Source organism: Kaistia sp. MMO-174 (assembly GCF_037147815.1).
Lineage (GTDB): Bacteria > Pseudomonadota > Alphaproteobacteria > Rhizobiales > Kaistiaceae > Kaistia > Kaistia nematophila.
Window position 1 is genome coordinate 932,733 of the sequence record NZ_JBBCUO010000001.1, and the last position, 25,395, is coordinate 958,127.

Annotated in this window: 28 protein-coding genes; 9 read left to right on the forward strand and 19 right to left on the reverse strand. The window is 67.9% G+C overall.

The genetic code is table 11. The features are described 5' to 3' along the window. Positions 1-35: 35 nt before the first annotated feature. The 5 genes from WFK98_RS04130 to ygfZ form a co-directional block, all read right to left on the reverse strand. Entirely contained in the window at positions 36-1,343 is a 1,308-nt protein-coding gene (locus WFK98_RS04130; protein ID WP_336799361.1) for a cell wall hydrolase, read from the reverse strand. Between the two features lie 126 nt (positions 1,344-1,469). Beyond that, entirely contained in the window at positions 1,470-4,190 is a 2,721-nt protein-coding gene (gene ppdK, locus WFK98_RS04135; RefSeq protein ID WP_266339870.1) for a pyruvate, phosphate dikinase, read from the reverse strand. A gap of 198 nt (positions 4,191-4,388) precedes the next feature. Then, complete coding sequence (locus WFK98_RS04140; RefSeq protein ID WP_266339871.1) at positions 4,389-4,910, reverse strand: tyrosine phosphatase family protein; 522 nt, start codon at positions 4,908-4,910, stop codon at positions 4,389-4,391. A 141-nt stretch (positions 4,911-5,051) separates the two neighbouring features. Beyond that, the gene (locus WFK98_RS04145) at positions 5,052-5,675 is read right to left on the reverse strand and encodes an HD family hydrolase (protein ID WP_336799362.1); all 624 of its coding nucleotides are present in this window, start codon (positions 5,673-5,675) and stop codon (positions 5,052-5,054) included. Further along, complete coding sequence (gene ygfZ, locus WFK98_RS04150) at positions 5,672-6,565, reverse strand: CAF17-like 4Fe-4S cluster assembly/insertion protein YgfZ (RefSeq protein ID WP_336799363.1); 894 nt, start codon at positions 6,563-6,565, stop codon at positions 5,672-5,674. The genes WFK98_RS04145 and ygfZ overlap by 4 nt, the downstream gene beginning before the upstream one ends. Positions 6,566-6,681: 116 nt before the next feature. Here ygfZ and WFK98_RS04155 point away from each other — a divergent pair, with 116 nt between their 5' ends. Then, positions 6,682-8,016 carry a dihydroorotase gene (locus WFK98_RS04155; protein WP_336799364.1) on the forward strand — a complete coding sequence of 445 codons (1,335 nt, stop codon included), beginning with the start codon at positions 6,682-6,684 and terminating at the stop codon, positions 8,014-8,016. Positions 8,017-8,045: 29 nt separating this feature from the next. Here WFK98_RS04155 and WFK98_RS04160 read toward each other — a convergent pair whose 3' ends face one another. The 6 genes from WFK98_RS04160 to WFK98_RS04185 form a co-directional block, all read right to left on the reverse strand. After that, entirely contained in the window at positions 8,046-8,456 is a 411-nt protein-coding gene (locus WFK98_RS04160) for a VOC family protein (RefSeq protein WP_336799365.1), read from the reverse strand. A gap of 71 nt (positions 8,457-8,527) precedes the next feature. Then, entirely contained in the window at positions 8,528-9,205 is a 678-nt protein-coding gene (locus WFK98_RS04165) for a hypothetical protein (RefSeq protein ID WP_266339876.1), read from the reverse strand. A 153-nt stretch (positions 9,206-9,358) separates the two neighbouring features. After that, the gene (locus WFK98_RS04170; RefSeq protein WP_266339877.1) at positions 9,359-9,607 is read right to left on the reverse strand and encodes a hypothetical protein; all 249 of its coding nucleotides are present in this window, start codon (positions 9,605-9,607) and stop codon (positions 9,359-9,361) included. Positions 9,608-9,755: 148 nt separating this feature from the next. After that, positions 9,756-10,217, reverse strand: coding sequence for a TIGR02301 family protein (locus WFK98_RS04175; RefSeq protein WP_266339878.1), 462 nt, complete (start codon positions 10,215-10,217; stop codon positions 9,756-9,758). Positions 10,218-10,306: 89 nt separating this feature from the next. Then, entirely contained in the window at positions 10,307-10,753 is a 447-nt protein-coding gene (locus WFK98_RS04180; RefSeq protein WP_336799366.1) for an NUDIX hydrolase, read from the reverse strand. Next, on the reverse strand, positions 10,728-11,147 hold the full coding sequence (locus WFK98_RS04185) for a hypothetical protein (protein ID WP_336799367.1): 420 nt from the start codon (positions 11,145-11,147) through the stop codon (positions 10,728-10,730). Before WFK98_RS04185 ends, WFK98_RS04180 begins: the two co-directional genes overlap by 26 nt. A 140-nt stretch (positions 11,148-11,287) precedes the next feature. Between WFK98_RS04185 and WFK98_RS04190 the strand changes: the two genes are divergently transcribed. Together WFK98_RS04190 and WFK98_RS04195 are read left to right on the forward strand one after the other, a co-directional pair. Continuing rightward, the gene (locus WFK98_RS04190) at positions 11,288-12,037 is read left to right on the forward strand and encodes an SOS response-associated peptidase (RefSeq protein WP_266339881.1); all 750 of its coding nucleotides are present in this window, start codon (positions 11,288-11,290) and stop codon (positions 12,035-12,037) included. Positions 12,038-12,154: 117 nt separating this feature from the next. Continuing rightward, positions 12,155-12,766, forward strand: coding sequence for a LysE/ArgO family amino acid transporter (locus WFK98_RS04195; RefSeq protein WP_266339958.1), 612 nt, complete (start codon positions 12,155-12,157; stop codon positions 12,764-12,766). 178 nt (positions 12,767-12,944) lie between these two features. Here WFK98_RS04195 and WFK98_RS04200 read toward each other — a convergent pair whose 3' ends face one another. Next, positions 12,945-13,130 (reverse strand): hypothetical protein, encoded by a 186-nt coding sequence (locus WFK98_RS04200; RefSeq protein ID WP_266339882.1) that lies wholly within the window; start codon positions 13,128-13,130, stop codon positions 12,945-12,947. Positions 13,131-13,366: 236 nt separating this feature from the next. Here WFK98_RS04200 and WFK98_RS04205 point away from each other — a divergent pair, with 236 nt between their 5' ends. Beyond that, complete coding sequence (locus WFK98_RS04205; RefSeq protein ID WP_336799368.1) at positions 13,367-14,185, forward strand: DUF1499 domain-containing protein; 819 nt, start codon at positions 13,367-13,369, stop codon at positions 14,183-14,185. A 9-nt stretch (positions 14,186-14,194) separates the two neighbouring features. On the opposite strand, the gene WFK98_RS04210 is transcribed toward WFK98_RS04205, so the two are convergent. Together WFK98_RS04210 and wrbA are read right to left on the reverse strand one after the other, a co-directional pair. Continuing rightward, positions 14,195-15,103: an MBL fold metallo-hydrolase gene (locus WFK98_RS04210; protein WP_336799369.1), complete on the reverse strand. Its 909-nt coding sequence runs from the start codon at positions 15,101-15,103 to the stop codon at positions 14,195-14,197. Between the two features lie 142 nt (positions 15,104-15,245). Next, entirely contained in the window at positions 15,246-15,863 is a 618-nt protein-coding gene (gene wrbA, locus WFK98_RS04215) for an NAD(P)H:quinone oxidoreductase type IV (protein ID WP_266339885.1), read from the reverse strand. A gap of 194 nt (positions 15,864-16,057) precedes the next feature. On the opposite strand from wrbA, the gene WFK98_RS04220 reads away from it, so the two are divergent. Both WFK98_RS04220 and WFK98_RS04225 read left to right on the forward strand, forming a co-directional pair. After that, positions 16,058-16,984, forward strand: coding sequence for an SMP-30/gluconolactonase/LRE family protein (locus tag WFK98_RS04220; protein ID WP_336799370.1), 927 nt, complete (start codon positions 16,058-16,060; stop codon positions 16,982-16,984). A gap of 124 nt (positions 16,985-17,108) precedes the next feature. Continuing rightward, positions 17,109-17,456 carry an endonuclease domain-containing protein gene (locus tag WFK98_RS04225; RefSeq protein WP_336799371.1) on the forward strand — a complete coding sequence of 116 codons (348 nt, stop codon included), beginning with the start codon at positions 17,109-17,111 and terminating at the stop codon, positions 17,454-17,456. 84 nt (positions 17,457-17,540) lie between these two features. Here the strand turns inward: WFK98_RS04225 and WFK98_RS04230 are convergent, their stop codons facing one another. Continuing rightward, positions 17,541-17,966, reverse strand: a complete 426-nt coding sequence (locus WFK98_RS04230) for a MerR family transcriptional regulator (protein WP_266339887.1) — start codon at positions 17,964-17,966, stop codon at positions 17,541-17,543. A gap of 97 nt (positions 17,967-18,063) precedes the next feature. Here WFK98_RS04230 and WFK98_RS04235 point away from each other — a divergent pair, with 97 nt between their 5' ends. Next, positions 18,064-20,337, forward strand: a complete 2,274-nt coding sequence (locus tag WFK98_RS04235; RefSeq protein ID WP_336799372.1) for a heavy metal translocating P-type ATPase — start codon at positions 18,064-18,066, stop codon at positions 20,335-20,337. Positions 20,338-20,576: 239 nt separating this feature from the next. Here WFK98_RS04235 and WFK98_RS04240 read toward each other — a convergent pair whose 3' ends face one another. The 4 genes from WFK98_RS04240 to WFK98_RS04255 all read right to left on the reverse strand — a co-directional run bounded on the left by WFK98_RS04240 (position 20,577) and on the right by WFK98_RS04255 (position 23,913). After that, a complete protein-coding gene (locus WFK98_RS04240) occupies positions 20,577-22,103 on the reverse strand; it encodes a S8 family peptidase (protein ID WP_336799373.1) in 1,527 nt (508 codons plus the stop codon). Between the two features lie 55 nt (positions 22,104-22,158). Beyond that, a complete protein-coding gene (locus tag WFK98_RS04245; RefSeq protein WP_336799374.1) occupies positions 22,159-22,833 on the reverse strand; it encodes a zf-HC2 domain-containing protein in 675 nt (224 codons plus the stop codon). Beyond that, positions 22,830-23,417: a sigma-70 family RNA polymerase sigma factor gene (locus tag WFK98_RS04250; protein WP_336799375.1), complete on the reverse strand. Its 588-nt coding sequence runs from the start codon at positions 23,415-23,417 to the stop codon at positions 22,830-22,832. Before WFK98_RS04250 ends, WFK98_RS04245 begins: the two co-directional genes overlap by 4 nt. Positions 23,418-23,553: 136 nt before the next feature. Then, complete coding sequence (locus tag WFK98_RS04255; RefSeq protein ID WP_266339892.1) at positions 23,554-23,913, reverse strand: hypothetical protein; 360 nt, start codon at positions 23,911-23,913, stop codon at positions 23,554-23,556. Here WFK98_RS04255 and WFK98_RS04260 point away from each other — a divergent pair. Then, positions 23,906-24,088: a hypothetical protein gene (locus tag WFK98_RS04260; protein WP_266339893.1), complete on the forward strand. Its 183-nt coding sequence runs from the start codon at positions 23,906-23,908 to the stop codon at positions 24,086-24,088. The two genes, WFK98_RS04255 and WFK98_RS04260, sit on opposite strands and share 8 nt — an antisense overlap. A gap of 112 nt (positions 24,089-24,200) precedes the next feature. Continuing rightward, positions 24,201-25,349: an MFS transporter gene (locus WFK98_RS04265; protein ID WP_336799376.1), complete on the forward strand. Its 1,149-nt coding sequence runs from the start codon at positions 24,201-24,203 to the stop codon at positions 25,347-25,349. Positions 25,350-25,395: the final 46 nt, after the last annotated feature.

Here is a 25,395-nt window from a genome sequence, read left to right on the forward strand (position 1 = left end):
CCGTCAAGCCGATCCGAGTTTCAAACGATGCCGCCTCAGATCCAGCCGCCGCCATAGGTCTTGTAGAAGATGTGGTGGCCGACCTTCTGCATCTTCTTCATCGTCCGCGCCCAGCGCGGCTTCACGTAGTTGGCGTGGTAGTGCGTCGACGAGCCGACGTCGGCGTTCCACCAGTTCTCCTCGAACAGCACGCGCTTGGCGAGCGTCTGCGCCCGCGCCCAGGATGTGGCGTCGGTGATGCGGTCGGGGATGCCGTCGCAGGCGAACGAGAACTGGCAGGCGTTGCGCATGTCCTTGTTCTGGTAGACGACGCCGCAGATCGTCTTCGGATAGGCGGGGTTCTTCAGACGGTTGATGACGACCTGCGCGACCGCCAGTTCGCCCTTCACCGATTCGCCGCGCGCCTCGAAATAGATCGCGGTCGCCAGGCACTTCTGCTCCGAGGCGGAGCGGGCGCTGGCGGGGATCTTGTTCGTCACCCACCAATGGTCGGGCTTGCCGTCCTTGCCGATCGCCATCGGCCGGTTCAGAAGCGCCGTGAACGGCGCGTTGAGCGCCTTGTCCTGGTCGGGATTGGCATAGGCCGAAACGACGAGATCGCTCGGCGACTTGGCGGCGCCGGCGTTCGAGGCGTCCTTGCTGCGGGCCAAAAGCTCGTTGCGGCGCGGCAGCGGCGCGATGGAGGCGAGAGCCACCACCGGCTTCGCGACCTCTTCGCCCTTCTTGCCGTCGATGCCGGCCTTGGACGTGTCTGCCTTGGCGGTGTCGCTGGAAGCGTATCGCAGCGGCTGGTCGGCCGCGGCGATGTCCTGCGCGGTCAGGAACGCCATTTTCGGTACAGCGTTGGCTGAGCTGAACAGGCTGCCGAGATTGGCCGTCTGCAGTACGCCGGCCTTGAAGCGCGCGGCCGCCGTCTTGATCGGCTCGGGCTTGCGCTGGGCGACGGTGATGTCGTGCTTGCCCTGGCGGTTGACCGAGGGCGGCGTGAATTCCGGCGCCGAGACGACGCCCTTTTTGACGACGTCGAGCACGGGTTCGATCAGGACGCCGTCGCTGATCGCGTCGCCGGCGACGAGGCGGGCGTTCGGCGTCGAGGAGCCGCCCGGCTGATACGCCTCACCCGAAGGCCGCGGCATCAGCCGAGCCAGCCAGCGCTGCGAAACGGAAAGGTCCTTGCCGTATTGGCTGGCGACGTCCTGCAGCGCGACGGTGGTCGACGACAGCGCGACGATGCCGCTGGCGAGAATACCCGAAAGCAGCGCGATCCGGCCGAGCGATGGCCGCGCGCGGCGACGTCGAAGGACGAATTGCGGAAGATTGCCCGACTGGGCGCGGGGGGACATTCCTGACGTCGGACGCCGCTTGGATCCAGCCATGAGGTACGCAACTCCACGCGCACGGAACGAAACCGACCAGTGTTGTTTGCTGGTCACGTGGCTGGAATCTGCGGCATTAACCTAAAAGCGAGGTTAACGGTCTGGAAGCTCGGCGGGCGACGGCAGGGGAGGGAAGTCGAAATTGGCGGTATCTCTGTTTCGTAAGGCGGCCTGAGCGGCTGCCAGGCGGGCGACGGGCACCCGGAACGGCGAACAGGAGACGTAGTCAAGGTTAATTTCGGCGAAAAAATGGATCGAGGCGGGGTCGCCGCCATGCTCGCCGCAGACGCCGAGCTTCAGTTCGGGCCGGGTTGCGCGGCCGCGATCGCAGGCGATCCGGATCAGTTCGCCGACGCCGTCGCGGTCGATCGAGGCGAAGGGATCGTGCGGCAGGATGCCCTTGGCGAGGTAGGTGTTCAGGTAAGTCGCGGCGTCGTCACGCGAAATTCCGAACGTCGTCTGGGTCAGGTCGTTGGTGCCGAACGAGAAGAAGGTCGCGCTGCGGGCCAACTCGCCGGCGGCGAGCGCCGCGCGCGGCAGCTCGATCATCGTGCCGAGCTGGTATCTCGGCGCACGGCCGTGGATCTGGCGGACGAGCGCTTCCGCCGCACGGATGTGGCTGTTGACGAGGTCCAGCTCCGCCTTGCTGGCGATCAGCGGCACCATGATCTCGAGGTCGACCGGGATTCCGGTCTCGTCGGCGACGTCGAGCGCCGCCTCCAGGATGGCGCGCGCCTGCATCTCGACGATCTCCGGGAAGGAGATGGCGAGCCGCACGCCGCGATGGCCAAGCATCGGGTTGGCTTCGGAAAGCGCTTGCGTGCCGGCGCGGATCTTGGCCGGCGAAATCCCCATGATCGCCGCCAGCTCGGCGATCTCGGCCTCGCCCTTGGGCAGGAACTCGTGCAGGGGCGGATCGAGCAGGCGGATCGTCACGGGCAGGCCGGACATGATCTCGAACAGCGAGGCGAAATCGCTGCGCTGCATCGGCAGCAGCTTGGCCAACGCCTCGGCGCGGGCGGCCGGGGTCTCGGCCAGGATCATCTCGCGCACGGCGACGATGCGGCGCGCGTCGAAGAACATGTGTTCGGTGCGGCAGAGGCCGATGCCCTCGGCGCCGAAGCCGCGCGCGGCGCGTGCATCGGCCGGCGTGTCGACATTGGTGCGGATTTTCAGCCGGCGGAAGCTGTCGGCCCATTCCATCAGTTCGGCGAAGGCGCCCGAAAGCTCCGGCTCGCGCAGCGGCACGGCGCCGAGCAGGACCTGGCCGGTGCCGCCGTCTATGGTGATCGTGTCGCCACGATGGATGGTGCGGCCGCCGGCCGACATCGTGCCGGCGTGGAAATCGACGCGGATGGTACCGGCGCCGGAGACGCAGGGCTTGCCCATGCCGCGCGCCACCACCGCCGCATGGCTGGTCATGCCGCCGCGGGTCGTCAGGATGCCGCGCGCGGCGTGCATGCCGTGCACGTCCTCGGGGCTGGTCTCGACCCGCACCAGGATAACCTTGCGGCCTTGCGTGCGGGCGATCTCGGCTTCCTCGGAGGTGAAGACGACCGTGCCGCTCGCCGCCCCCGGCGAGGCGGGCAAGCCGCGTGCAAAAATGTCGCCGCTCGATTCCGGGTCGATGGTCGGATGCAGCAACTGTTCGAGCGCGCGCGGCTCGATGCGGGCGACGGCCTCGGCGCGGGTGATCAGCCCCTCATGCGCCATGTCGACGGCGGTCTTCAGCGCGGCGTGGATCGTCCGCTTGGCGGGCCGCGCCTGCAGCATCCAGAGCCGGCCGCGCTCGATGGTGAATTCGAGATCGAGCACGTCGCGATGATGCTGTTCGAGCGCGGCGCAGACGGCGCGGAACTCGGCGAACACCTCCGGCATCGCCGTTTCCATCGACGGCAACTCGGAGCCGGTCTCGCGGCGCGCGATTTCGGTCAGGTCCTGCGGCGTGCGCATGCCGGAAACGACGTCCTCGCCCTGTGCGTTCGGCAGAAACTCGCCCCAGAGGATCCTGTCGCCGGTCGAGGGGTGGCGGGTGAAGGCGACGCCCGTCGCCGATGTCTCGCCGAGATTGCCGAACACCATGGCCTGCACGGTGACGGCGGTGCCGCCGCCCTCCGGCAAATTGTTGATGCGGCGATAGGCCTTGGCGCGCGGGTTGTTCCACGAGCGGATGACGGCCGAGATCGCGCCCCAGAGCTGCTCCTGCGGCGCCTGCGGGAAGGGGACCTCCAGTTCGTCGGCGACGAGCGCCTTGAAGACGTCGCAGACCGCCTGCCAGTCGCCGGCGTCAAGATCGGCGTCGACCGTGTAGCCGCGTTCCAGCTTGTAGTCCTCGAGCTTCTCCTCGAACACGCTGTGATCGAGCCCGAGCACGACGTCGCCATACATCTGGATAAAGCGGCGATAACTGTCGAAGGCGAAGCGGCGGTCGCCGGAGATCTGGGCCAGCCCTTCGACGGTCTCGTCGTTGAGACCCAGGTTGAGGACGGTGTCCATCATGCCGGGCATCGAGATGGCGGCGCCGGAGCGCACGGAAACCAGCAGTGGATGTTCGGTGTCGCCGAAGCGGTGGCCGGCGACCTTGCCGATGCCGTCGAGCGCCTTTGCAACCTGGCGTTCCAGTTCGCGCGGGAAGGCGCCGTCGGTCGCGAGGTAGTGCCGGCAGATTTCGGTCGAAATGGTGAAGCCGGGCGGCACGGGCAGGCCGATCGCGCTCATCTCGGCGAGGCCGGCCCCCTTGGCGCCGAGGATCTCCTTCAGCGTGCCGTCACCTTCGGCGCTTCCGCCTCCAAAGGTGTAGACCCATCTCGTCATCTGCGCACGCTCCCGCGGCAACCACGCCAATCGACGCTAGCTCTAGCTAGATCAAGCTCTTAGTGCGCTGCAACACGAAAATGTTGAAATAACCGTGCGGCAGGCGCCATGCGTCGATCGGCGCGTTGGCCGTGGCGGGCGGCCCGGGATCGGGGCTCGTGGACTCGGCGCTGCGCCGGCCCGTCCCGCAGGGTAGGGTCAGCGTGCCAGATCGAGATCGAGCGAGAAGGGATGGCCCTCGAAGGCGTCGCGGCCGCGGCCGATCTGCTCGATCGCGCTGACCATGCGGCCGCGGCGGCCGAGAATCTCGTCGGCGAAGCGCACGAGGCGGAGATTCGGCGTGGCGGAGGGCGAGCCGGCGCGGATCAGCGCGGCGATTTCCGCCTCCTCGCGCTCCGGGCGCAGCGCGCAGACGGTGATGAAGGCCGCCGCCGTCGAGCGGCTGATGCCGGCGAAGCAGTGGATGACGATCGGCTTCTCTGGCTTCCAGCCCTCGACGAAATCGAGCAGGGCGGTGACATGTTCCTCGGCCGGCGGCGTCATGCCTTCCATCGGCTCCAGGATGTCGTTGAAGGCGAGGAAGAGGTGGCGGTTCTCGGGAATCGCGGCGGGACGCTCGACCGGCGTGCCGGCATTGATCAGCGTCACGAGATGGCTGGCGCCGGTCTGGGCGACGGTGGCGCCGATCCGGGACAGCGAGCAGACATGAATGCGGGACATCGTTGTTCTCCTTGCACCTTCTCGGTGTGCGCTTGGTCGGCGGAAGGCGGCAGGTGGCCCGATCTGGGCTGAAAATCCGGGTCGGAGCGTCGGTGCCTGCCCGGCCGCATGGACGCTATGTAGTGATTCGGCGCTGCCGGGTCACGCCGAAACGGCTACGCCGGCCGTCATCGCGGCGAGGGCTTCGAAACGATCGAGGAAACGGCGTTCGGCCTCTGCGGTCGGCCAGGGTTCGATCGCGACCTGTTCGCGATGCACGCCGCGCGGCCGGCCGAAGAATTTCGCCGCCTCGGTAGCGGTAAACCCGGCAAGCTCGGTCGCCTCGAAATAGGCGGCGATCCGGTCTGCAGCCTTGATCGCGTCGGAGAGCGCGGCCGGGCGGTCCGCCGGCAGCCCGAATCGAAGGTGGATAGCCGCCTGCAGTCGCGCCTCCACCACCTTGTATTCACCGCCGACCAGCGCCTTGAACGGCGAGATCATGTCGCCGACGACATATTCCGGCGCGTCGTGCAGCAACGCCGCCATCCGTCCCGATGCAGGGAGCGCCGGATTGGCGATGCCGGCGATCTGCTCGACCAGCACGGAATGCTGGGCGACGGAAAAGGCATGCGCGCCGCTGGTCTGGCCGTTCCAGCGCGCGACACGGGCGAGCCCATGCGCGATGTCGCTGATCTCGATGTCGAAGGGCGAGGGGTCGGCGAGGTCGAGACGCCGGCCGGAAAGCATGCGCTGCCAGACGCGCGGTTGTGCGGCCTTCCCGCTCATGCGTCGTCTCCGCCATCCTGCGGCCAGCCGAAGCGGGCGAAGGAGGGCAGGGCGATCGCGAGCGGTATGCCGTCGGCGGTGATGGGCATCCCCTGGTCGAGCGCGCGCTTGGCGCGATCGAGCCGGATCAGCCCGATCCCGGCCGCGCCGCTCTCGCCATCGAACGAGCCGCCCAGCGCGCCGAGCGGCTTGCCGTCCGCCTCGATCGGCGTTCCGGCCGGGGGCAGGGCGCTGGCGCCGGAGACGGCGACGGCGCGGCGGCGGGCCGTGCCGCGATGTTCCATGCGCGAGACGATCTCCTGGCCGACATAGCAGCCCTTGCGGAAGTCGAGCCCGCCGAGGTCGTCCATGTCGACGTCATGCGGGAAGGCGTCGCCGAACGGGAAGTCGCGGCCGCCTTCGGGTATGGTGAGCCCGGTCCGCCAGGCGTGATAGTCCGCCTCGGTCGCCGCCTCGTAGCCGGCAACGTCGAGCGATGCGTCGGCCGGGACGATGGCGCGGAAGCCGAGGGCGGCGAGGCGCGGATCGGCGGCGACGACGCCGGCGATGGCAGGCGCGGCATCGCTGCCCCAAAAGGCGATGACGGCATCGGCCTCGCTGCGATTGGCGATCTCGACCTTGGCGCGCAGGCGGTAGAGCGTCATGCGCTTCGTGAAGTCGGCCGCAAGCGCGCGCGGCAGGTCGAACAGGAAGCCGCCTTCGGTCGCGAGAACGAGGAAATCAAACAGGATCTTGCCCTGCGGCGATAGCAGCGCGCCATATCCGGCGCCGCTCGAAACCACGCGACCCATGTCGGTCGTGATGATATTCTGCAGGAACGTTTCGGCCTCGGCTCCGCCGATGAAGACGGTGCCGCGGTCGGTAAGGCGGGCATATGACCCATTACGCATAGACATGGTTCCCATGCATTGGACGCGCTTGTGAAGTCCGTCCGCCTTCCGTAATCCGATGCCAGCAATCCGTCATCGAGCTTCGGCGGATCAGGTATGCACTGGGGAGGGCGGCCATGTCGGATACCTACGAGTTTCTCTTTCGGAACGGAACGGTCGTCAATCAGGACGGCATCGGCACGCATGACATCGCCGTGCGCGACGGACGAATCGCCGCGATCGGTGATGTCGATCCGCGCCGCGCCGGCAAGGTGATCGACTGCACCGGTCTGCATATATTGCCGGGTGTCGTCGATACCCAGGTGCATTTCCGCGAGCCGGGCGCCGAGCACAAGGAAGATCTCGAAACCGGGTCGCGCGCCGCGGTGCTGGGCGGCGTGACCGGCGTCTTCGAGATGCCGAACACCAATCCGACGACGACCACCGCCGAGGCGCTGGCTGACAAGGTGGCGCGGGCGCGTCATCGCATGCATTGTGATTTCGCCTTCTGGGTCGGCGGCACGCGCGAGAATGTCGACGAGATTCCCGAGCTCGAGCGCCTGCCGGGCGCCGCCGGCATCAAGGTGTTCATCGGCTCCTCGACCGGCAATCTTCTCGTGGCCGACGACGAGGGAATCGCCGCGATCCTCTCCAAGACCCGCCGCCGCGCCGCCTTCCATTCCGAGGACGAGATGCGGCTCGAGGCGCGCAAGCCGCTCCGCGTCGAGGGCGACCCTTCTTCGCATCCGATCTGGCGCGACGAGATCGCCGCCATGCAGGCGACCGAGCGGCTCGTGGCCATCGCCCGCCGCACAGGCGCGCGCATCCATGTGCTGCACATCTCGACGGCGGAAGAAATCGACTACCTGGCGCTGCACAAGGATGTCGCGACCGCCGAGGCGACGCCGCATCACCTGACGCTGTCGTCCGAGGACTACGCGCGGCTCGGCACGCTGGTGCAGATGAACCCACCGGTCCGCGACGCGCGTCACCGCGCCGGCATCTGGAAGGGTATCTCGCAGGGCATCATCGACGTGCTCGGCTCCGATCACGCTCCGCATACGCTCGAAGAAAAGGCCAAGCCCTATCCGGCGTCGCCCTCCGGCATGACCGGCGTGCAGACGCTGGTGCCGATCATGCTGGACCACGTCAATGCCGGCCGGCTGACGCTGGAGCGGCTGGCCGACCTGACCTCGGCCGGTCCGTCGCGGCTGTTCGGCATGGCGCGCAAGGGCCGGATCGCCGTCGGCTACGACGCCGACCTCACCATCGTCGACATGAAGCGGCGCGAGACGATCACCAACAAGTGGATCGCGTCGCGCGCCGCCTGGACGCCCTATGACGGCAAGCGCGTCATCGGCTGGCCGGTCGGCACCGTCGTGCGCGGCCGTCGCGTCATGTGGGAAGGCGAGATCACCGAGCCCTCGATCGGCGAGCCGATCCAGTTCCTCGAAGCGCTGCCGCGCGGCTGAGCTTCGGGGGGCGCTCACGAGGCGGTCGTTCAGGCCGCCTCGATGACGACCGCTTCCGCCGAACGGCGGGCCGGGCCGTGATAGACCGCCTCGATATTGTTGCCGGCCGGATCGAGCAGGAACGCCGCGTAGTAGCCCGGATGATAGGTGCGCGGTCCCGGCGCGCCGTTGTCGCGTCCGCCGGCGGCGAGGCCCGCGGCGTGGAAGGCATCGACCGTCGCCGGGTCCGGTGCCTGGAAGGCGATGTGGGCGCGGCCCGTCGGCGGCGTGCCGCTGCTGACGCAGAACTCGTCCGCGAAGAAATAGCCCTCGCCGGCGAGAATCGGAATGTTGAGGACGCCGAGAACCGCCTCGTAAAAGCGGCGGCTCGCCTTGTAATCGGCGACGACCAGCTGAATGTGGTCGATCAGTCGGCCACGATGGAACTGCATATCGGCCATGGGGTTCTCCTTGTTCGTGGAGAACAAACCATGAACTTGACGGCCTCGTCAATCGGCCTTGGGCAGACGCGTCAGTCGCCGGCTTCGAAATAGGTCCAGGTTCCGTCCGGGGCGATGCCGAGGCGATAGAACATGTAGGCGCCGAAGCTCTTCATCTCCTCATAGTCGGAGGAGGTGAGGATACGGAACAGCTCGACCATCTGCGGCGCCGTCAGCGCATCGATCGGGTAGCGGGCGAAATAGGGCCAGATATAGGCTTCCTGCGGCGTGCCGACATCGACATGCACATAGCCGGCGTCGAGGATTTCGCTCATGATCGCCAGGATCTCGCGACCCTCCGGATCGCCGGAAAGCGACTTCAGGAAGGCGATCGGATCCTTGTCCTGGTCTTCGTCGGCGCCGAGATTGGGCGGCGACTTGTTGGCGTCGATGATCGGCTTCAGCTGGTTGATGTCGCCGGTCTTGGCGGCTTCGAGCAGCTTTTCGCGCAGCCGCCGGACCGGCTCCGGCAGCTTGGAAGCGTCATATTCGACGACCGGCAGCGGCTCGTCCGGCGCGACCTTGGCGGCAGGCGCGGCCGGTTTGGTGTCGGCCGGCTCCTCGGCGCCGTCATCCTCCGGATCCGGCGGAATCGTGATGGAGAGCGTCGGCACCGATTTGGTCTCGCCGGCGACGACCGCGTGGGACGCAGTCGTCCCGGCCATCAACATCGCGATCGCAATTCCCGTAACCGTCCAGCGCCCAAGCATGCGTCTCTCCTACCTTCGCCCGTCAGTGATATCCGACCGGCTGGAGACGGCCAAGCACCGACGTCTGAAATTCGGCACGGCCGGACAAGCAAAAGCCTCGCCGGCGTTTCCGCTGCGAGGCTTTGAATGGATCGGCGATGTCGACCGTGCCGGCTACTGGATCGTCCGCTGCAGCGTGAATTCGCCGCGACGGATGCGGTCCGGCAGAGACACGGCGAGATCCGCGACGGCATCCTCGCCATAGGTGTCGATCAGGTCGGAAAGAGCGGCGAACAGCGCCGCGTGGGCGAGGATATCCGGCTCGATTCCCTCGGCAATCGCCTCGTCCCAGGCTTCCGTCAGGTAGGCGAGGGCCGCTCGCTTCTGTTCGGCAATCTGGATCTCGTCGGAATCGTGTTCCATGGGGTCGCCTGCTTTCCGCAACATGAATGGGCAGAAATCGAATCGCCCTCATCCTCAAGGTAGCACGCGCGGCGGCCGGCGGGCCGAGATCCTGAAGGGGAGGTTAAGATCTAGATAACAATTCGATGCAACTGGTTAACACGCGCAATCAGCGGCCATAGCGCGCCGTGATGTCGCGGGTCAGCTTCTTGCCCTCGAGAAGGTATCGTTCGATCGCGGTCAGCGCCGCAGGCGTGCAGGTCCGGTAGACCGTCGCGAAGCTGGAGAAGCCGAGGTTGAACTGCGATACGATGCGGGCCCGCCGCTCCGGCGTCGGGTCCTCGGCGGCCAGGATCTGGTCCATCTGGTCGCGCCAGACGCTCGGCTCCTCGGCGCCGCAGAGCGGCCGCAGGTAGTGCAGGGCGCCGAGGATTTCGGCCAGCCGCTGCAATTGCTGCTCATAGGGTGGGTCCGCTGCGCCGGCGCCGGTGCCTGTCGCGGCCCCCGCGCCCGCGACCGGGCTGGAGCCGGCGTTGCCGTCGGCGGCGAAGGCCGGCGAACCGGCGAGGCCGAGCAGCAGCGCCAGCGCGATCGCGGTCGATCGTCCGAATTGATGCCCTGGCCTGATCACGCCCGTCCTGTCTGCTCGAACCCGAGGTCGGCGGGATCATGATGGGCCGCGCGTCGGCCCGCAAGGTGAAGCGGCGTCGCGGCCGAACTTTACGACCGGGTGACCGGGGCGGAGCGGGAAACGACCGTCTTCAGCCCCGGCGTCGTGACGAGGCCGTCGATCTCGGCGAGGGTGAACCAGGCACAGGCGGCCGCGTCGGATGCGGCGACCGGGAGACCCTCGGCCTTGGCCGTGAAGGTGATGATGACGAAATGGCCGCGAACCGTGCCGTCCTCGGCGCGGTCGATCGCGTCGAGCGCGTCGACCAGTCGCGGCGATCCGATGGCGAGGCCGGTTTCCTCCATCAGCTCGCGTGCGGCTGCTGCGGCCAGCGTCTCGCCGCGCTCGACCCGGCCACCGGGGAGGGACCACGCGCCCCGCCACGGATCGTGACCACGCTGGATCAGCAGAACCTTGCCGTCGCGCCAGACGGCGACGCTGACGCCGAGCACGGGGGCCTTCGGCGCCGGTTCAGGCGGAGCGGGCGAGGGGGGCATGGGGTTCGTCCGGGGCGACGTGTTCGGTTCGGGTTTCTTCGGGTGGGGCGGAACGGGCGATGGCGTCGCGGGCCTTGGCGATCACGGGCCGGATCTCGGACCTGGCCAGCGCGGCGATCGGCCAGAGCAGGTCGAGCTTGCCGGCACGCACGGCTTCGCGCACGGCGTCCTGCGCCGAGGAGGCCTGGCGATCGATCTCGCTAGCCAGCCGGTCGAGCCGGACGCGGTCGCGGTGGCCGGCGGCGCTGGCGAGCGCCTGCCGACGGTGCTCCGGTCGCCAGGCCAGAGCGCTGTCGACGAGGTCGAGCCGGTGCGGCAATGTCTCAAGAAGCAGCGCCAGGTCCTCGGCGTGATTCAGGAAATTGCTTTCCGGCAAGGCCGGCCCGAACTGCATGCGACGTCTCCCAGGATGCGGTGCCGACAGGCGGCATCGCAAATACGCGGCGAGATGGTGATAGGATGGCGATCGTTACCGGCGCTTCCTTACGAAGTCTTTACCAAAATGGCGCGGCCGCCCGAGTTGGAGCAAAATGCATGTGTGGACGCTATGCGCTGGCGGTGCAGCCCGAGGACGTCGAGGCCGAATTCTCGATGATCCGCATCGAGTGGTTTCCGCCGCGCTACAACATAGCGCCGACGCAGCCCATCCTGATCGTGCGGGCCGAGCGCGGCGAGCGGCGGCCGGCGCTGGTGCGCTGGGGGCTGATCCCGTCCTGGACCAAGGACCTCGCGGCCATGCCGCTCCTGTTCAATGCGCGCTCGGAATCGGCCGCCGAAAAGCCGGCCTTCCGCGGGCCCTACCGCCATCGCCGCTGCCTGATCCCGGCGACCGGCTTCTATGAATGGCAGAAGGGCGCGAATGGCAGGAAGCAGCCCTTCTACCTGCAGCCGGCCAGCGGGGGCGTCATCGCCTTCGCCGGGCTTTGGGACGAGTGGGCGGACGACAAGGGCAATGTCATCGACACGGCGACGATCCTGACCACGGCGGCCAATCGCGAACTGGCGCCGATCCACGAACGCATGCCGGTCGTGGTCCCGCACGCGCAATATGATCTCTGGCTGGGCCTCGACGTCGATCGCGGCGCCAAAGCCGGGCAGGTCCTGCTGCCGCCGCCGGACGGAACGTTCGAGGCGATTCCGATCGGCGCGGCGGTCAACAGTTTCCGCAATGACGAGCCGGCCATCCAGGCGCGCGTCGAGCCGGTGGCGGAGGCGCCGCCGAAGCCGCCGCGTTCGCGCAAGCCGGAGCCTCCCGACGACAAGGACCAGCTGAAGCTGCTCTGAGCAGTGTCGCGCGCGACATTCCATCCGGCAAACGAGGGTGACGGCGGCGCGATCGTCGCCTAATGCTCTCGCCGATGTCCATCTCCTGCCGATTTTCCGGATATTTCCATGACTGAATTGCTGCGGCCCGCGATCGAGGGGTTTCTCCTCGGCGCCAGCCTGATCGTCGCCATCGGCGCGCAGAACGCCTTCGTGCTTCGGCAGGGACTGGTACGGCGCCATGTCTTTCCGATCGCCACCTTCTGTTTCCTGGCCGACGCGCTGCTGATCGCCGCCGGCGTCGGCGGCCTCGGTTCGCTGGTGCAGGCGATGCCCCGCGTTCTGTTCGTGGTGACGCTCGCCGGTGCGGCTTTCCTGTTCGCCTATGGCGCGATGGCGATCCGCCGAGCCTTCCATACGGCAGGGCTTTCGGCGACGGGGGCGGCGGAAACGCGGCTCGGTCCGGCGCTCGCGACCGTCGCCGCGCTCACCTTTCTCAACCCGCATGTCTATCTCGATACGGTGGTGCTGCTCGGATCACTCTCGGCCCGGCATGCGGGCGAGGCGCGGCTTGCCTTCGCGCTCGGCGCGATGACGGCGTCCGGCGCGTGGTTCTATGCGCTCGGTTACGGCGCTCGGTTGCTCGCGCCGCTGTTCGCCCGTCCGGTCGCCTGGCAGGCGCTCGACATCTTGATCGGCGTGGTGATGTTCTCGATCGCGGCGTCGCTGCTCTGGCAGGCCTTCGCCTAAGGCGAGCCTGCCGGCGTGGCGGAGCCGACCGCGTCATCCGGACGCGGCAGCCAATGCCTGCCGACGGCCCACGCCACCGTTCCGCCAGGCCGCGACGCGGGCAAGCTGGCGGCGACAGGGGTTCGCGGACCCGATCATCCGGCCCGGGGGAGCCGGATCGCGGATTGACGCCTCTGCGTCAGTCCCGATCGCTCGGGGGCAGCGCGGCCTGCATCTGCGGCTGCTTCTGCTGCTCGAGCTTCTTCTTCTGCAGGATCGCGGCGACGATCTCGGGGTTGCCGAGCTCGCCATACTTGGCCTGCAGGTCCTGCTCCTGGTCGCGTTGCGCCTTGGATCGGAAGGGGGGGTGCTTCACAATGGTCATGACAGTCTCGAACTCTTGTACGTTTCCATCGGTTGCTCCGCCGATCTTGCGCCGGCTGGCATCCGAGGGCTGCGCGTATGAAATTCCATTATGGCGGATTCGTGGTTTATGAACTGGTTAAAGAATCACGGCTGAGGACAAGGATTGTTACAGGAGATTAAAGGTGGGAATGCCGGTCGGCTGCGCTAGACTGGCCATCCTGGTTCTCCGAAACAGCGTGGCCGTGGAGGGACAACATGACCGCGCGTCCGTTCGAGCGTGAGGCGAGGACGGCGCCGTGGTCGCTCCGTCTCGCGCTCCTGCCGATCCCACTCCTCATCGTCGCCGTGGTGATGCACCGCTACGAGCAGATCGACACGACGCCGTTCTTCGTCGTGGTGGCGATAGCATGGGCGATCGCGCTGATCGCGCTGGTGCTGGGCGCGATCGCCATGCGACAGATCTGGATCGACGGCGTGCTCGGCTTCGGGCGGGCGCTGGCGGGATCGCTGCTGGCGGCGCTGGTTCTGGTCATGCCAGGCCTGGTGATCGAGGAGATGATCCGCCTGCCGCGGCTTGCCGATATCTCGACCGATACGAGCGATCCGCCCGCCTTCGGTCCGACCGTCGGGATGGCCCATCCCCTGCCGGATGCGGCCGACAACGCCGAGCAGGCGAAGGCCTATCCCGACATCCTGCCGCGCCACTATCCGGTATCGCCGCCGCGCGTCTTCGACGCCGTCATGACGCTGGTCGGCTCGCGCGGCTGGAAGGTCGGCACGGCCAATGCGCCGGACGCTGAAAACGCCGACGCTTCCGTCGATGCCGTCGCCAAGACGCTGGTGCTGGCCCTGCCGGCCGACGTCGCGATCCGCATCCTGGCCGATGACGATGGCTCGCTGGTCGACATGCGCTCCGCGTCGCGGATCGGCTCGCATGACCTCGGCGACAATGCGCGTCGCATCCGTTCCTTTTTCGAGGATCTCGACGCGGCGTTGCAGGGTGTCGCCGAACCGGCGGAAGGCGACGAGACGGAACTGCCGCCGCTGCCGCCGGTATCGCCGCGCGCCCGCTGAGGCGGCGCGTCAGGCCGGCTCGAAGACGCCGTGGAGCGTGACGCCTTCGGGCGCGCGCAGCTTGCCGCGCGCCACCAGGTCTTCCACATGGGCGAAGACGGAAAGCGCGGCCGCGCCATGAAGGGCGAGGGGCGTGTCGCGATAGATGGCGGCGACGACGTCGGAGATGGTCCGGTCGCCGCGCCCGATGCGGTCGACGATCGCCGCCTCGCGCATGCGCCGATGCGCCTTCAGGCCGCGCACGAAGGCGGGGGCGTCCTCGACCGGGCCGCCATGGCCGGGCAGGTAGATCGTCTCGGGGCGCTCGGCCAGGCGGTCGAGTGATGCCATGTAGTCGGCCATCGCGCCGTCGGGCGGGGCGACGATGGTGGTTGCCCATTTCATCACATGGTCGCCGGAAAAGAGCAGCGGCGTGCCCTCGAGCGCGAAGGCGAGGTGGTTGGCGGCATGGCCCGGCGTGGCGATCGCCGTCAGCGACCAGCCGTCACCGTCGATTCGGTCGCCATCGGCGAGCTTCCGGTCGGGCACGAACTCCATGTCGCCGCTTGCATCCAGCATGTGCGTCTCACCGGTGGCGAGCGGCCGCGCCAGCCGGTGCGATCCCTCGCCGAGCAGCGTCGCGCCGGTGCGCGCCTTGAGGAGGGCGGCGCCCGGCGAATGGTCGCGATGCGTGTGGGTAATGATGATGTGGCGGATCCGCTCGCCCGTCGTGGCGCGCAGGATCGCCTCGATATGCTCGGGATCGTCCGGTCCCGGATCGATCACGGCGACGTCGCCATGGCCGACGATGTAGCTGTTGGTGCCGTGGAAGGTGAACGGTCCGCCATTCGGCACGGTCATGCGGCGCACATGGCTGCCGATGGCGATGGCGTGGCCATAGGCGGGTTCGAAGTCACGGTCGAAGTCCATGGAAGTCATGCCCATGAGCTAGCGGGATAGCCCGGGTGGTTCAAGCTGCTTGGCCGAAATCGGACGCCGGATGCGAAAACGCCCCGGCGGATGCCGGGGCGTTTCCAAGCGCGCCACGCAGGAAGGCGGGCGCGGCGGCTTTGGTGCAGGCTTAGGCCGGCTGCAGGACCTTGGCCGCAACCTTGGCGGCGATGGTCGCGACATGCGCGCCCTGGAACTTGGCGGCTTCCAGCTCGACTTCCGAAGGCTGGCGGCTGCCGTCGCCGTCGGTGATGGTCGAGGCGCCGTAGGGCGAGCCGCCCTTGACCGCTTCGACGCCCATCTGGCCCTGGAAGGCGTAGGGCAGGCCGACATAGGCCAGGCCGTGATGCAGGAAGGTCGGGATGAAGCCGAGGATGGTCGACTCCTGGCCGCCATGCTGGGTCGCCGACGAGGTGAACATCGAGCCGACCTTGCCGACGAGCTTGCCCTGAGCCCACAGACCGCCGGTCTGGTCCCAGAAATTGCGCATCTGCGAGGCGACGGTGCCGTAGCGGGTGCCGGCGCCGACGATGATGGCGTCGTAGTTCTCGAGATCGGCCGGGGTCGCGATCGGCGCGGCCTGGTCCATCTTGTAGTAGGAGGCCTTGGCGACTTCTTCGGGAACGAGTTCCGGCACGCGCTTGATATCGACCTTGGCGCCGGTCGAGCGAGCGCCTTCCGCGACGGCTTCCGCCATCTTCTCGATATGGCCGTACGCCGAATAATAGAGAACGAGAACCTTGGTCATGATAGCGCCTTCCTTGATTTGCACTGCGGCATATGTCGGCTGCCTGAGCTTTTTTGGAAAGGCGGTGGCTGGTGAACAGTCTGTCTATGCACGGATATGCAACCCGCTCCCGCATGCGGGGCCTTGCGGCAAAGGTTGCTTGGCCTATGCTTCGGCATCTTTCGACGCCAAATATCGAAGAAAGTGGAGGGGACATGCTCACCAAGGATTTCGTGGTCTATGACGACCGCTTCAAGCGACTGGCGATGGGGAACGTCCATGTCGAGAAACTGGCTGAGGGATGCCGCTGGGCGGAGGGCCCGGCCTATTTCGCCGCCGGCAAGTATCTGATCTGGTCGGACATCCCGAACGATCGCCTGATGCGCTATGACGAGACCGACGGCTCCGTCTCGGTTTTCGCCACGCCTTGCAACAACCACAACGGCCACACCGTCGACCTCGAGGGGCGGCTCGTCTGCTGCGAGCATCGCGGCCGCGCCGTCACCCGCATCGAGCATGACGGCTCGCGCAAGATCCTGGCCGACAGCTACCAGGGCAAGAAGCTGAACGCCCCGAACGACGTCGTCGTGAAGTCGGACGGCTCGGTCTGGTTCACCGACCCGACCTACGGCATCGACGGCGAATACGAGGGCGACAAGGCGGAATCCGAGATTGGCGCCTGCAACGTCTACCGGATCGATCCGGCGACCGGCGACGTCACCGCCGTCGTCACCGACATGGTGCGGCCGAATGGCCTCGCCTTCTCGCCGGACGAATCGATCCTCTACGTCGCCGATACCGGCCTGACCCACAAGGTGGACTGTTCGCCCGACATCCGCGCCTATCCGGTCGCGGCCGACGGCAAGTCGGTCGGCGCCGGCCGTCATTTCGCGACCTCCGATATCGGCCTGTTCGACGGTTTCCGCGTCGACATCAGCGGCAATATCTGGAGTTCGTGCGGCGACGGCGTGAACTGCTACGCGCCGGATGGCACGCTGATCGGCAAGATCAAGATTCCGGAAGTGGTGGCTAACGTCGAATTCGGCGCCCGCAAGCGCAACCGCCTCTACATCTGCGGCACGACGAGCCTCTACGCGGTGTATCTGAACACCCAGGCGGCCAAGCGCCCGTCCGCGAAGTAGGGTTTGAGAATGCGGGTGAGGGGTCGTGGTCCTCTTGGGCCTCAACCCCTCACCCGGCCCTGACGGGCCGACCTCTCCCTGTGGGAGAGGTGATCAGCTGCCGCTTTGCCTCAGTTGTGGGGTGATGATGGACAAGACCCGCTTCATTCGACAGCTGCGTGCTGGCATGACCGAGGCCGAGCGCCGGCTCTGGTATCACCTGCGCGACCGTCGGCTCGAAGGTTTCAAATTTCGCAGGCAGCAACCGATCGATCGTTTCGTCGTCGATTTTCTCTGCGTCGGGCGAAGGGTGATTGTCGAAGTCGATGGCGGCCAACACAACGAGCTGGTCGACGCCGAGCGCACCGCCATATTGGAAACAGCGGGTTATTTTGTCCTGCGCTTCTGGAATGACGAAGTGATGCGCCAGACAGATGTCGTGCTGCTGCGCATCCTGACGACGCTTCGAACGCAGCCGGACTATTCGCTTTAGCCTTCACCTCTCCCATGGGGAGAGGTCGACGGCCAAAGGCCGGCGGGTGAGGGGTTCCGCCCGTCCCCGCGTCGGCCCGCTTCCTCAATGTCGCTCATGCAGGCAGGCGCCGTGGTCGCCCAGGACCTCGATCACCCGGCACTCTGCGACGCGGCCGTGCTCACCCTCGTCGACCATGCGCTGAACTTCCGATCGCAGCGCCGTCAGCTTGGCGATCTTCTCGTCGATCTCGGCCAGATGGCTGCGCGCGATGATGTCGACGTCGGCGCAGGAGCGCTCCGGCTGGTCGGAAAGCGTCAGCAGCTGGCGGATCGCCTCCACCTCGAAGCCGAGTTCGCGGGCGTGGCGGATGAAGCGGAGCCGTTGCACTGCCGCCGCGTCATAGCTGCGCCGGTTGCTATCGGTGCGGGCCGGCGAGGGCAGCAGCCCCACCTCCTCGTAATAGCGGATGGTCGGCACCTTGATGCCGGTTTCGCGCGAAACCGTGCCGATCGGAATAGTCCGGCTCATCGAATTAACCTCTTGATCCTCTAGTCGCTAGAGCATGTAGGGTTCCTGTCGAAACACGCAAGAGCCTCGCACCACCAGGCTGAATTCGAGAGAGATCATGGGAATTCAGGACCGCTACCGCATCACCGGCATGGACTGCGCCTCCTGCGCGCAGAAGATCGACACCGCCGTCCGCCGCATCGAAGGTGTCGAGGACGTCTCGGTGTCCGTGTCCGCCGGCACGATGACGGTCGAACGCGGCGAGCAGGCGGATCCGGCCGATCCGATCCGGGCGATCGTCACCAAACTCGGCTACGGCATCGCCCCGCTTGCGGCCCGTTCGGCCCAGGCTGCGGCGGCACATGACGATCACGGCCATGACCACGGCGCCACCTGCGACGACCACGACCATAGCCATAGCCATAGCGCCGATCATCACGATCACGATCACGATCACGGCCGCGCGCCGGCCGCGACGAAGGCCACTCCGCCGCTTGACCTGCATGGCCACGACGTTGGCGAGGATGACGGCGCTTGGTGGCAATCGAAGAAGGCTCGGCTGACGCTGGCGGCCGGCGCTGCGATTGTCGTCGCCTTCGTTGTCTCGCATCTTTTTCCGGATACGAAGCCGATCGCCTTCGCGGTCGCGATGCTGGTCGGCCTGGTGCCGATTGCCCGCCGCGCCCTGATGGCGGCGCGCTACGGCACGCCATTCTCGATCGAGACGCTGATGACGATCGCCGCCGTTGGCGCCGTGATCATCGGCGCGGGCGAGGAGGCGGCGATGGTCGTCTTCCTGTTCCTGATCGGCGAATTGCTGGAGGGCGTCGCCGCGCGCCGGGCGCGCTCCAGCATTCGCGGACTGGCTACCCTGCTGCCCGAGACGGCCCGTGTCGAAGGTATTGGCGGAACAACCGAAATACCGGCGGCCGAGCTGAAGCTCGGGTCGATCATCCAGATCCGTCCCGGTGACCGCATCGCCGCCGACGGCCGCATCATCGAAGGGGAGAGCGCCATCGACGAGGCGCCGGTGACCGGCGAGAGCGTGCCGAAGCGCAAGGGCGTCGGCGACGCCGTCTTCGCCGGCACCATCAATGCCGATGGCGTCCTCCGCGTCGAGGTGACGGCGATTGCGGCCGACAACACGATCGCCCGCATCGTCCGCCTGGTCGAGGAGGCGCAGGAATCGAAGGCGCCGACCGAGCGCTTCATCGACCGCTTCTCGCGCTGGTACACGCCGGCCGTCCTCCTCGTCGGCGCGCTGGTGGCGATCCTGCCGCCGCTGGTCGTTGGCGCCAATTGGGACGAGTGGATCTACAAGGGTCTCGCCATCCTGCTGATCGGCTGCCCCTGCGCGCTGGTCATCTCGACGCCAGCCGCGATCGCCGCCGGCCTTGCCGCCGGCGCGCGCCAGGGCCTGCTGATGAAGGGCGGCGCTGTGCTGGAAACGCTCGCCGGCATCAACCGCGTCGCCTTCGACAAGACGGGAACGCTGACGCTTGGCCGCCCCGTGGTCAGCGATGTCGTCGGCTATGGCCGCTCGGAGACCGAAGTGATCGGGTTCGCCGCCTCGCTCGAGGCCGGCTCCAACCACCCGCTCGCCCGCGCGATTCTCGGCAAGGCGACCGACCTGGCGGCGCCTCAGATGGAGGCGCGGGACATCGCTGCCGTGGCCGGCAAGGGGATGACCGGCAAGGTCGGCGGTGACGTGCTGCTGCTCGGCTCCGCCGCTGCCGCGGCCGAGATCGTGCCGCTGACGGCCGAGCAGGATGCCGCGATCTCCGCGTTTGGAAACGAAGGCAAGAGCGTTTCGGCGCTGCTGGTCAACAATGTGATCGTAGGCATCATCGCCATGCGCGACGGCCCGCGCGCCGACGCCAAGGCGGGTCTTGCCGCGCTCGCCGAGCTCAACGTCTTGCCGATCATGCTGACGGGCGACAATGCGCGCGCGGCCAAGGCGGTCGGCGGCGATCTCGGCATCGAGGTTCGCGCCGAACTGCTGCCGCAGGACAAGCAGCGCATCATCCGCGAGCTGCAGGATGGCGGCGCGAAGGTGGCCAAGGTCGGCGACGGCATCAACGACGCGCCGGCGCTCGCCGCCGCCGATGTCGGCATCGCCATGGGCGGCGGCACCGACGTGGCGCTGGAAACGGCCGATGCGGCGATCCTCAACAACAATGTCGGCGACGTCGCACGACTGATCCGGCTGGCCCGGCGGACGATGGCGAACATCCACCAGAACATCATCATCGCCCTGGGGCTGAAGGCGGTGTTCCTGGTGACGACGATTGTCGGCATCACCGGCCTCTGGCCCGCCATCCTCGCCGACACCGGCGCCACGGTGCTGGTGACGATCAACGCGCTGACGCTGCTGGCGGTGAAGAAGGGGTAGGGCGGGCTCCGAGCCCGCCCCCCCCACTTTAGCCTACTCCTCTTTTCGCCTCCGTCCGTGCCAACGCACGGCCGTCATCCCTGCGAAAGCAGGGATCCATGCCGTCGCCGGGCTCGCTGGCAGAGGGTGGCCGGTTCCCCTCTATGGATCCCTGCTTTCGCAGGGATGACCGTGGAGCGGGGATGACGGGCGGAGTGGAACTTAAAGCCTGTCGGCCTAAATGACTGAAGGCGCTACCTTTATTGCAACGCCGCGCTGGCCGTCACCTCGACGGAGGACAGCGCCGCCGCCGCATCGACCAGCCCGGCGCCGAAGACATCGTCGCGGCCGGGCTTGCCGAGGTCGCGGGCGGTCCGGGTCAGGATCGAGCGAACCTGCTCCGGCGACAGGCTTGGCGCGTGCTGGAGCAGCAGGGCGGCGACGCCGCTGACCTGCGCCGCGGCGAGCGACGTGCCGGAAAGCTGGGCATAGGTATCGCCCGGCGCGGCGGTCAGGATGTCGATGCCGGGCGCCGCCAGCGCGACATAACCACCGCGATTGGCGGCCGGATAGATGGCATCGTCGGGGCCGGTCGCCGTCACGGCGATCACGGCCGGATGCGCCGCCGGATAGGCGGGCGCCGCCTTCGGGCCATCGTTGCCGGCAGCTGCGATCAGGATCATGCCTTGCCGCGCCGCTGCGTCGAGCCCGCTCGAAAGCAGCGAGTCCTGCGGTCCGGCAAAGCTCAGATTGACGATCCGCGCCTTGGCGGTGGCCGCCTTGTCTAGGCTTTTCAGGATGTCGAGGGTGGAGCCGCGGGCGTTTGCGCCCTGCGGGCCGAGGAAACTGTCGAAGGCGACGATCCGCGCCTCCGGCGCCACGCCGGTCAGGCGCTGGTGCGCCGCGATCACGCCGGCGATCGCCGTGCCGTGCGGGCCGATGGTGGCGGAAAGACTGGCGGGATCGAGGGTGCCGGAGAGTTCGGGATGGCGGCCGTCGACACCGGAATCGATCACCGCAACCAGAACGCTGCGGCCGTCTGCCATCGCATGCGCCTCGTCGAGTCGCATCTTGGCCGGCGCATACTGCACGGCCGCGAGATCGCCCTTCGCCGCGCCCGGATCGTCCGCCTGCAGCGCGTAGAGATGGTTCAACTCGCTGGAAAGCAAGGATTTATCGGCCCGGAGCGCGCGCAGCGTGCGGCGCGAATCCCCGCCTTTGGCGACGCGGGCGCGGACGATCGTGGTGCCGGTCAGAGCCAGCTCGGCCGTCTCCAGCCGGGTCAGCCGGTAGCGCTGCAGGATGGCGTCGGTGATCTCCGGCGAGGGGGCGGAGAACAGCACCTCGCCCTCGACGAAGCTGCCGTCGGCAATGCGCGGAACGGCTGCCGCCTGCCTCGGCTCGGACGATTTCTTCTTTGCCTGCCGTGGCTTGGCGGCCTTGGGTCTTGTCGCCTGCTGCCGCTCTGCCCGTTGTGGCCGGACGCGGCGCGGGGCCGGGCGTTGGTCGGCCTGGGGCGGCGCCACCTCGCGTTCCGGGAGCGCCCCGAGGATCGGGCCGATGAGGATGACCGGGCCGGGCTGCGGCGGGCGCGGCCGGCTCGGGCGCTCGGGCCGGGGCCGCTTCTGCCGCCGCCAGTCCTGATCGTTCGAGCCGTCGTCCGGATAGGCCTGCGCGACGGAAAACCTTTCGACAGCAATGGCTTGCGTGTGCGGCGTTGCCGTCAGCACGACGGCTGCAAGCACGATCCAGCCGATCCGATGCGTCGAAATCCGAGGCGTGGTCATGGCGTCGCTCCCCAAATGGGCTCGCGGATGGAGGTAGGGTAGTGTGGGCCTGCGCTCAGGGGGCGGCTATGACCAGCTTCACGATGCCGTTCGCGGTCGTCAGCTTGTCGGTCGTCGCCTTGCGGTCGGCTTGGCTCATCGTCGCGTCACCGATCCTGAGCTTGTAGAGGCCGCCGGCGCGGGGGCCGTCGACGATGATGCCGCCGACCGAGCCGATGATCTGCTCGATCTCGGCGGCGGTCGCCGTCGGCTGGAAGGCGACCAGGAGGTAGGCGCCGGCGGGGTTAACAGCCATCTCGCCGGACGCTGTCTGGTAACCTCCCGTTACCTCGTGCCGCGCCACCAGCCCGCCGAGCGCGCCGCCGACGACGAGGAGCACCAGCGCGGCGGCGGCCGTCGACAGGCCGAGTTGCGGCGGGGATAGCGACGCGATCTGTTCGCCGAACCGGCTGAACAGGCGGCCAAGCCAGGACGGCCGAGGCGAGGGCGCGGTCGCCGCGATCTCGGCGAACAGCCGGTCGGCCATGCGCGACGAGGGCAGCGGCAGCGCCTCGGCGCTTTCGATCGCGGCGATACGCTCGCCTTCTATCCGCGCCAGATGGGCGCGCAGCAGCGGGTCGGCGGCGAGCGCCGCCTCGACTTCGGCAGCCTCCTCGGCCGAGAGCGTGCCATTGGCGTACCATGGCAGCAGCGCCTCGATCCGGCCGGGCTCGTCTTGTGGATCTGTCATGGCCAACCCCTGTCCAGTCCGGCTTCCCGGCAGAGTTCCGAAAGCCGCTTGCGGGCATGGAACATGCGGGTCTTCACCGTATTTTCCGGTATGCCGACGATGCGGCTGACATCCTCGATCGACTGCTCCTGGTAGTAGACGAGGTCGATCACCTCGCGGTGCTCGCGCGACAGCCGGTCGATGCAGGCGCGCAGCACCCCGGCCTTGTCGCTCTTCTGCAGCGTCACCTCCGGCGTGTCGTCCTGGTCCTCGATCGTCTCGGCGAATTCGTCGTCGAGCGGCGCCTCGCTGCGGCGGCGCAGCGCCGAATAGGCCTTGAAGCGGGCGATCGACAGCAGCCAGGTGGAAACGCTGGCACGGCCTTCGAACCGGGCCGCCTGCCGCCAGACATCGAGGAAGACCTCGGTGACGACGTCCTCGGCGACATCCTCGCGCCGGACCAGGCGCAGCACGAAGCGATGGACGCGCAGTTGATGCGCGGCGAACAGCGCCCGCATCGCGGCCTGTTCGCCCTTCGCGATCCTCGCCAGGAGATCGTACTCCCGGAGGCGTAGTTCGTCCTGGCTGCCTTGGCTGCCGAGCATCGGAGGCCCCGTCCATCCCGCCCATTGACCGGGGAGGGTGGCGGCTTGCACGGCCCCGGTCAACTCTCGCGGCGGTTGCCAGGCGGTTTCGGGACGGAGCCCCATCGCCGCCTGGTAAATTCCAGCCATCCTGCGATCACTCGCAGACCACGACCCGCTTCCAGACGCGGCCGACGCCGGGGACGAAGACGCGCTTGCGGACCTTGTAGCACTCCTCCTGAACCGGGACATAAGCGGGGATGCCGATATAGATGCCGCCGCCCCAGCGCGGGCCACCCCAGCCGCCGCCATGCCCGCCATGGCCCCAGCCGCCGCCATGTCCGCCACCATGCCCGCCGCCGTGACCGCCGCCATGGCCGCCGCTGAAGCCGCCGGGGCCACCGAAGCCCGGAGCCGCCTGGGCGCTGCCGGCGGTGACGAGCGAAGCCGTGCCGATGGCGGCGATGGCCAGCGCTGCGACGGTGGCGGTGGTGCGGATCGTCTTGAGAATGGTCATTTGGGATCTCCTTCTGGAGGCTCCGGCGCCGCCCGTTGCGGCCCCGATGACCATTGGTCGCGACGACGCGGAAAAAGGTTCACGCGCCGCGACGCTTTTTTTGAAGTTTTTTCGAGATCGCCCGAAAACCATGCTTCTGCTGCGTTTTTCGGCATTCGAAGCGGTTTGGGCTTGACCCGGCCGCCGCGATCTTCATCGTCAGTCGCCGTGCCCGCAGGATTCCGCCTGAGGATACGTGCCCGACGCGCCGCGTCCGAAACATCATCGAGCTACGACAGGTCTTCCTGATGGCTTCCACCGAAACGATAGCGACCAGCGTTCCCGGCGCGCCCGAACAGCTTTCCACCCGCATCGCCTTCTTCATCGCCGGCTTCGGCATGGCGGCCTGGGCGCCGCTGGTGCCCTTCGCCAAGGCGCGGGCGGGGCTGGACGATGGGCTGCTGGGCCTGCTGCTGCTCTGCCTTGGGGCCGGTTCGATCGTTGCGATGCCGCTTTCCGGCGCGCTCGCGGCGCGGTTCGGCTGCCGCCGCATCATCATCGCGGGCGTCACGATGCTCTGCATCGCGCTGCCGCTGCTCGGCAGCGTCTCGAGCTTCGGCCTGCTGGTGCCGTCTTTGCTGCTCTTCGGCGCGGGCGTCGGCCTGGTCGATTGCGTCGTCAACATCCAGGCGGTCATCGTCGAGCGTGCCAGCGGCCGCACCATGATGTCGGGCTTCCATGGCCTGTTCAGCGTCGGCGGCATCGCGGGCGCTGGCGGCGTCAGCGCCATGCTGGCGCTCGGCGCCTCGCCCTTCGTCGCCGCGCTGGTCGTGGTTCTGGTCGTCGCGGCGGCTCTCGCCTTCGCCGCGCCGAGCCTTCTGCCCTATGGCAGCCGCGCCGGCGGGCCAGCCTTCGCCATGCCGCATGGCATCGTGCTGTTCATCGGCGCGCTCTGCTTCATCGTCTTCCTGACCGAGGGCGCCGTGCTCGACTGGAGCGCCGTGTTCCTGAGCTCGGTGCGTGGCGTCGATCCGAGCCACGCCGGTCTCGCCTACACGGCCTTCGCCATCACCATGACCATCGGACGGCTCACCGGCGACCGCATCGTGCGTTTTGCCGGAGCGAACCGGATCATCGTCTTCGGTGGACTTTGCGCCGCGGCGGGCCTCGCCATCGCCACGCTGGTGCCGTTCTGGGAGGCGGCGCTGCTCGGCTACGCGCTGGTCGGCGCCGGGTGCTCCAACGTGGTGCCGGTGCTCTACAGCGCCGTGGGCCGCCAGAACGTGATGCCGGAGCACATCGCCGTCCCGGCCGTCACCACCCTCGGCTATGCCGGCATCCTGGCCGGCCCGGCGGGAATCGGCTTCGTCGCCCAGGCGACCAGCCTGTCGACGGCGTTCCTCGTCGTCGCGGTCCTCCTCGTCGGAGTCGCCGCCAGCAGCCGCTGGCTGCGCTAGCCGCGCCCGGGGCCATTCTTCCAGAAATGCCGGAATCCGGATCAGC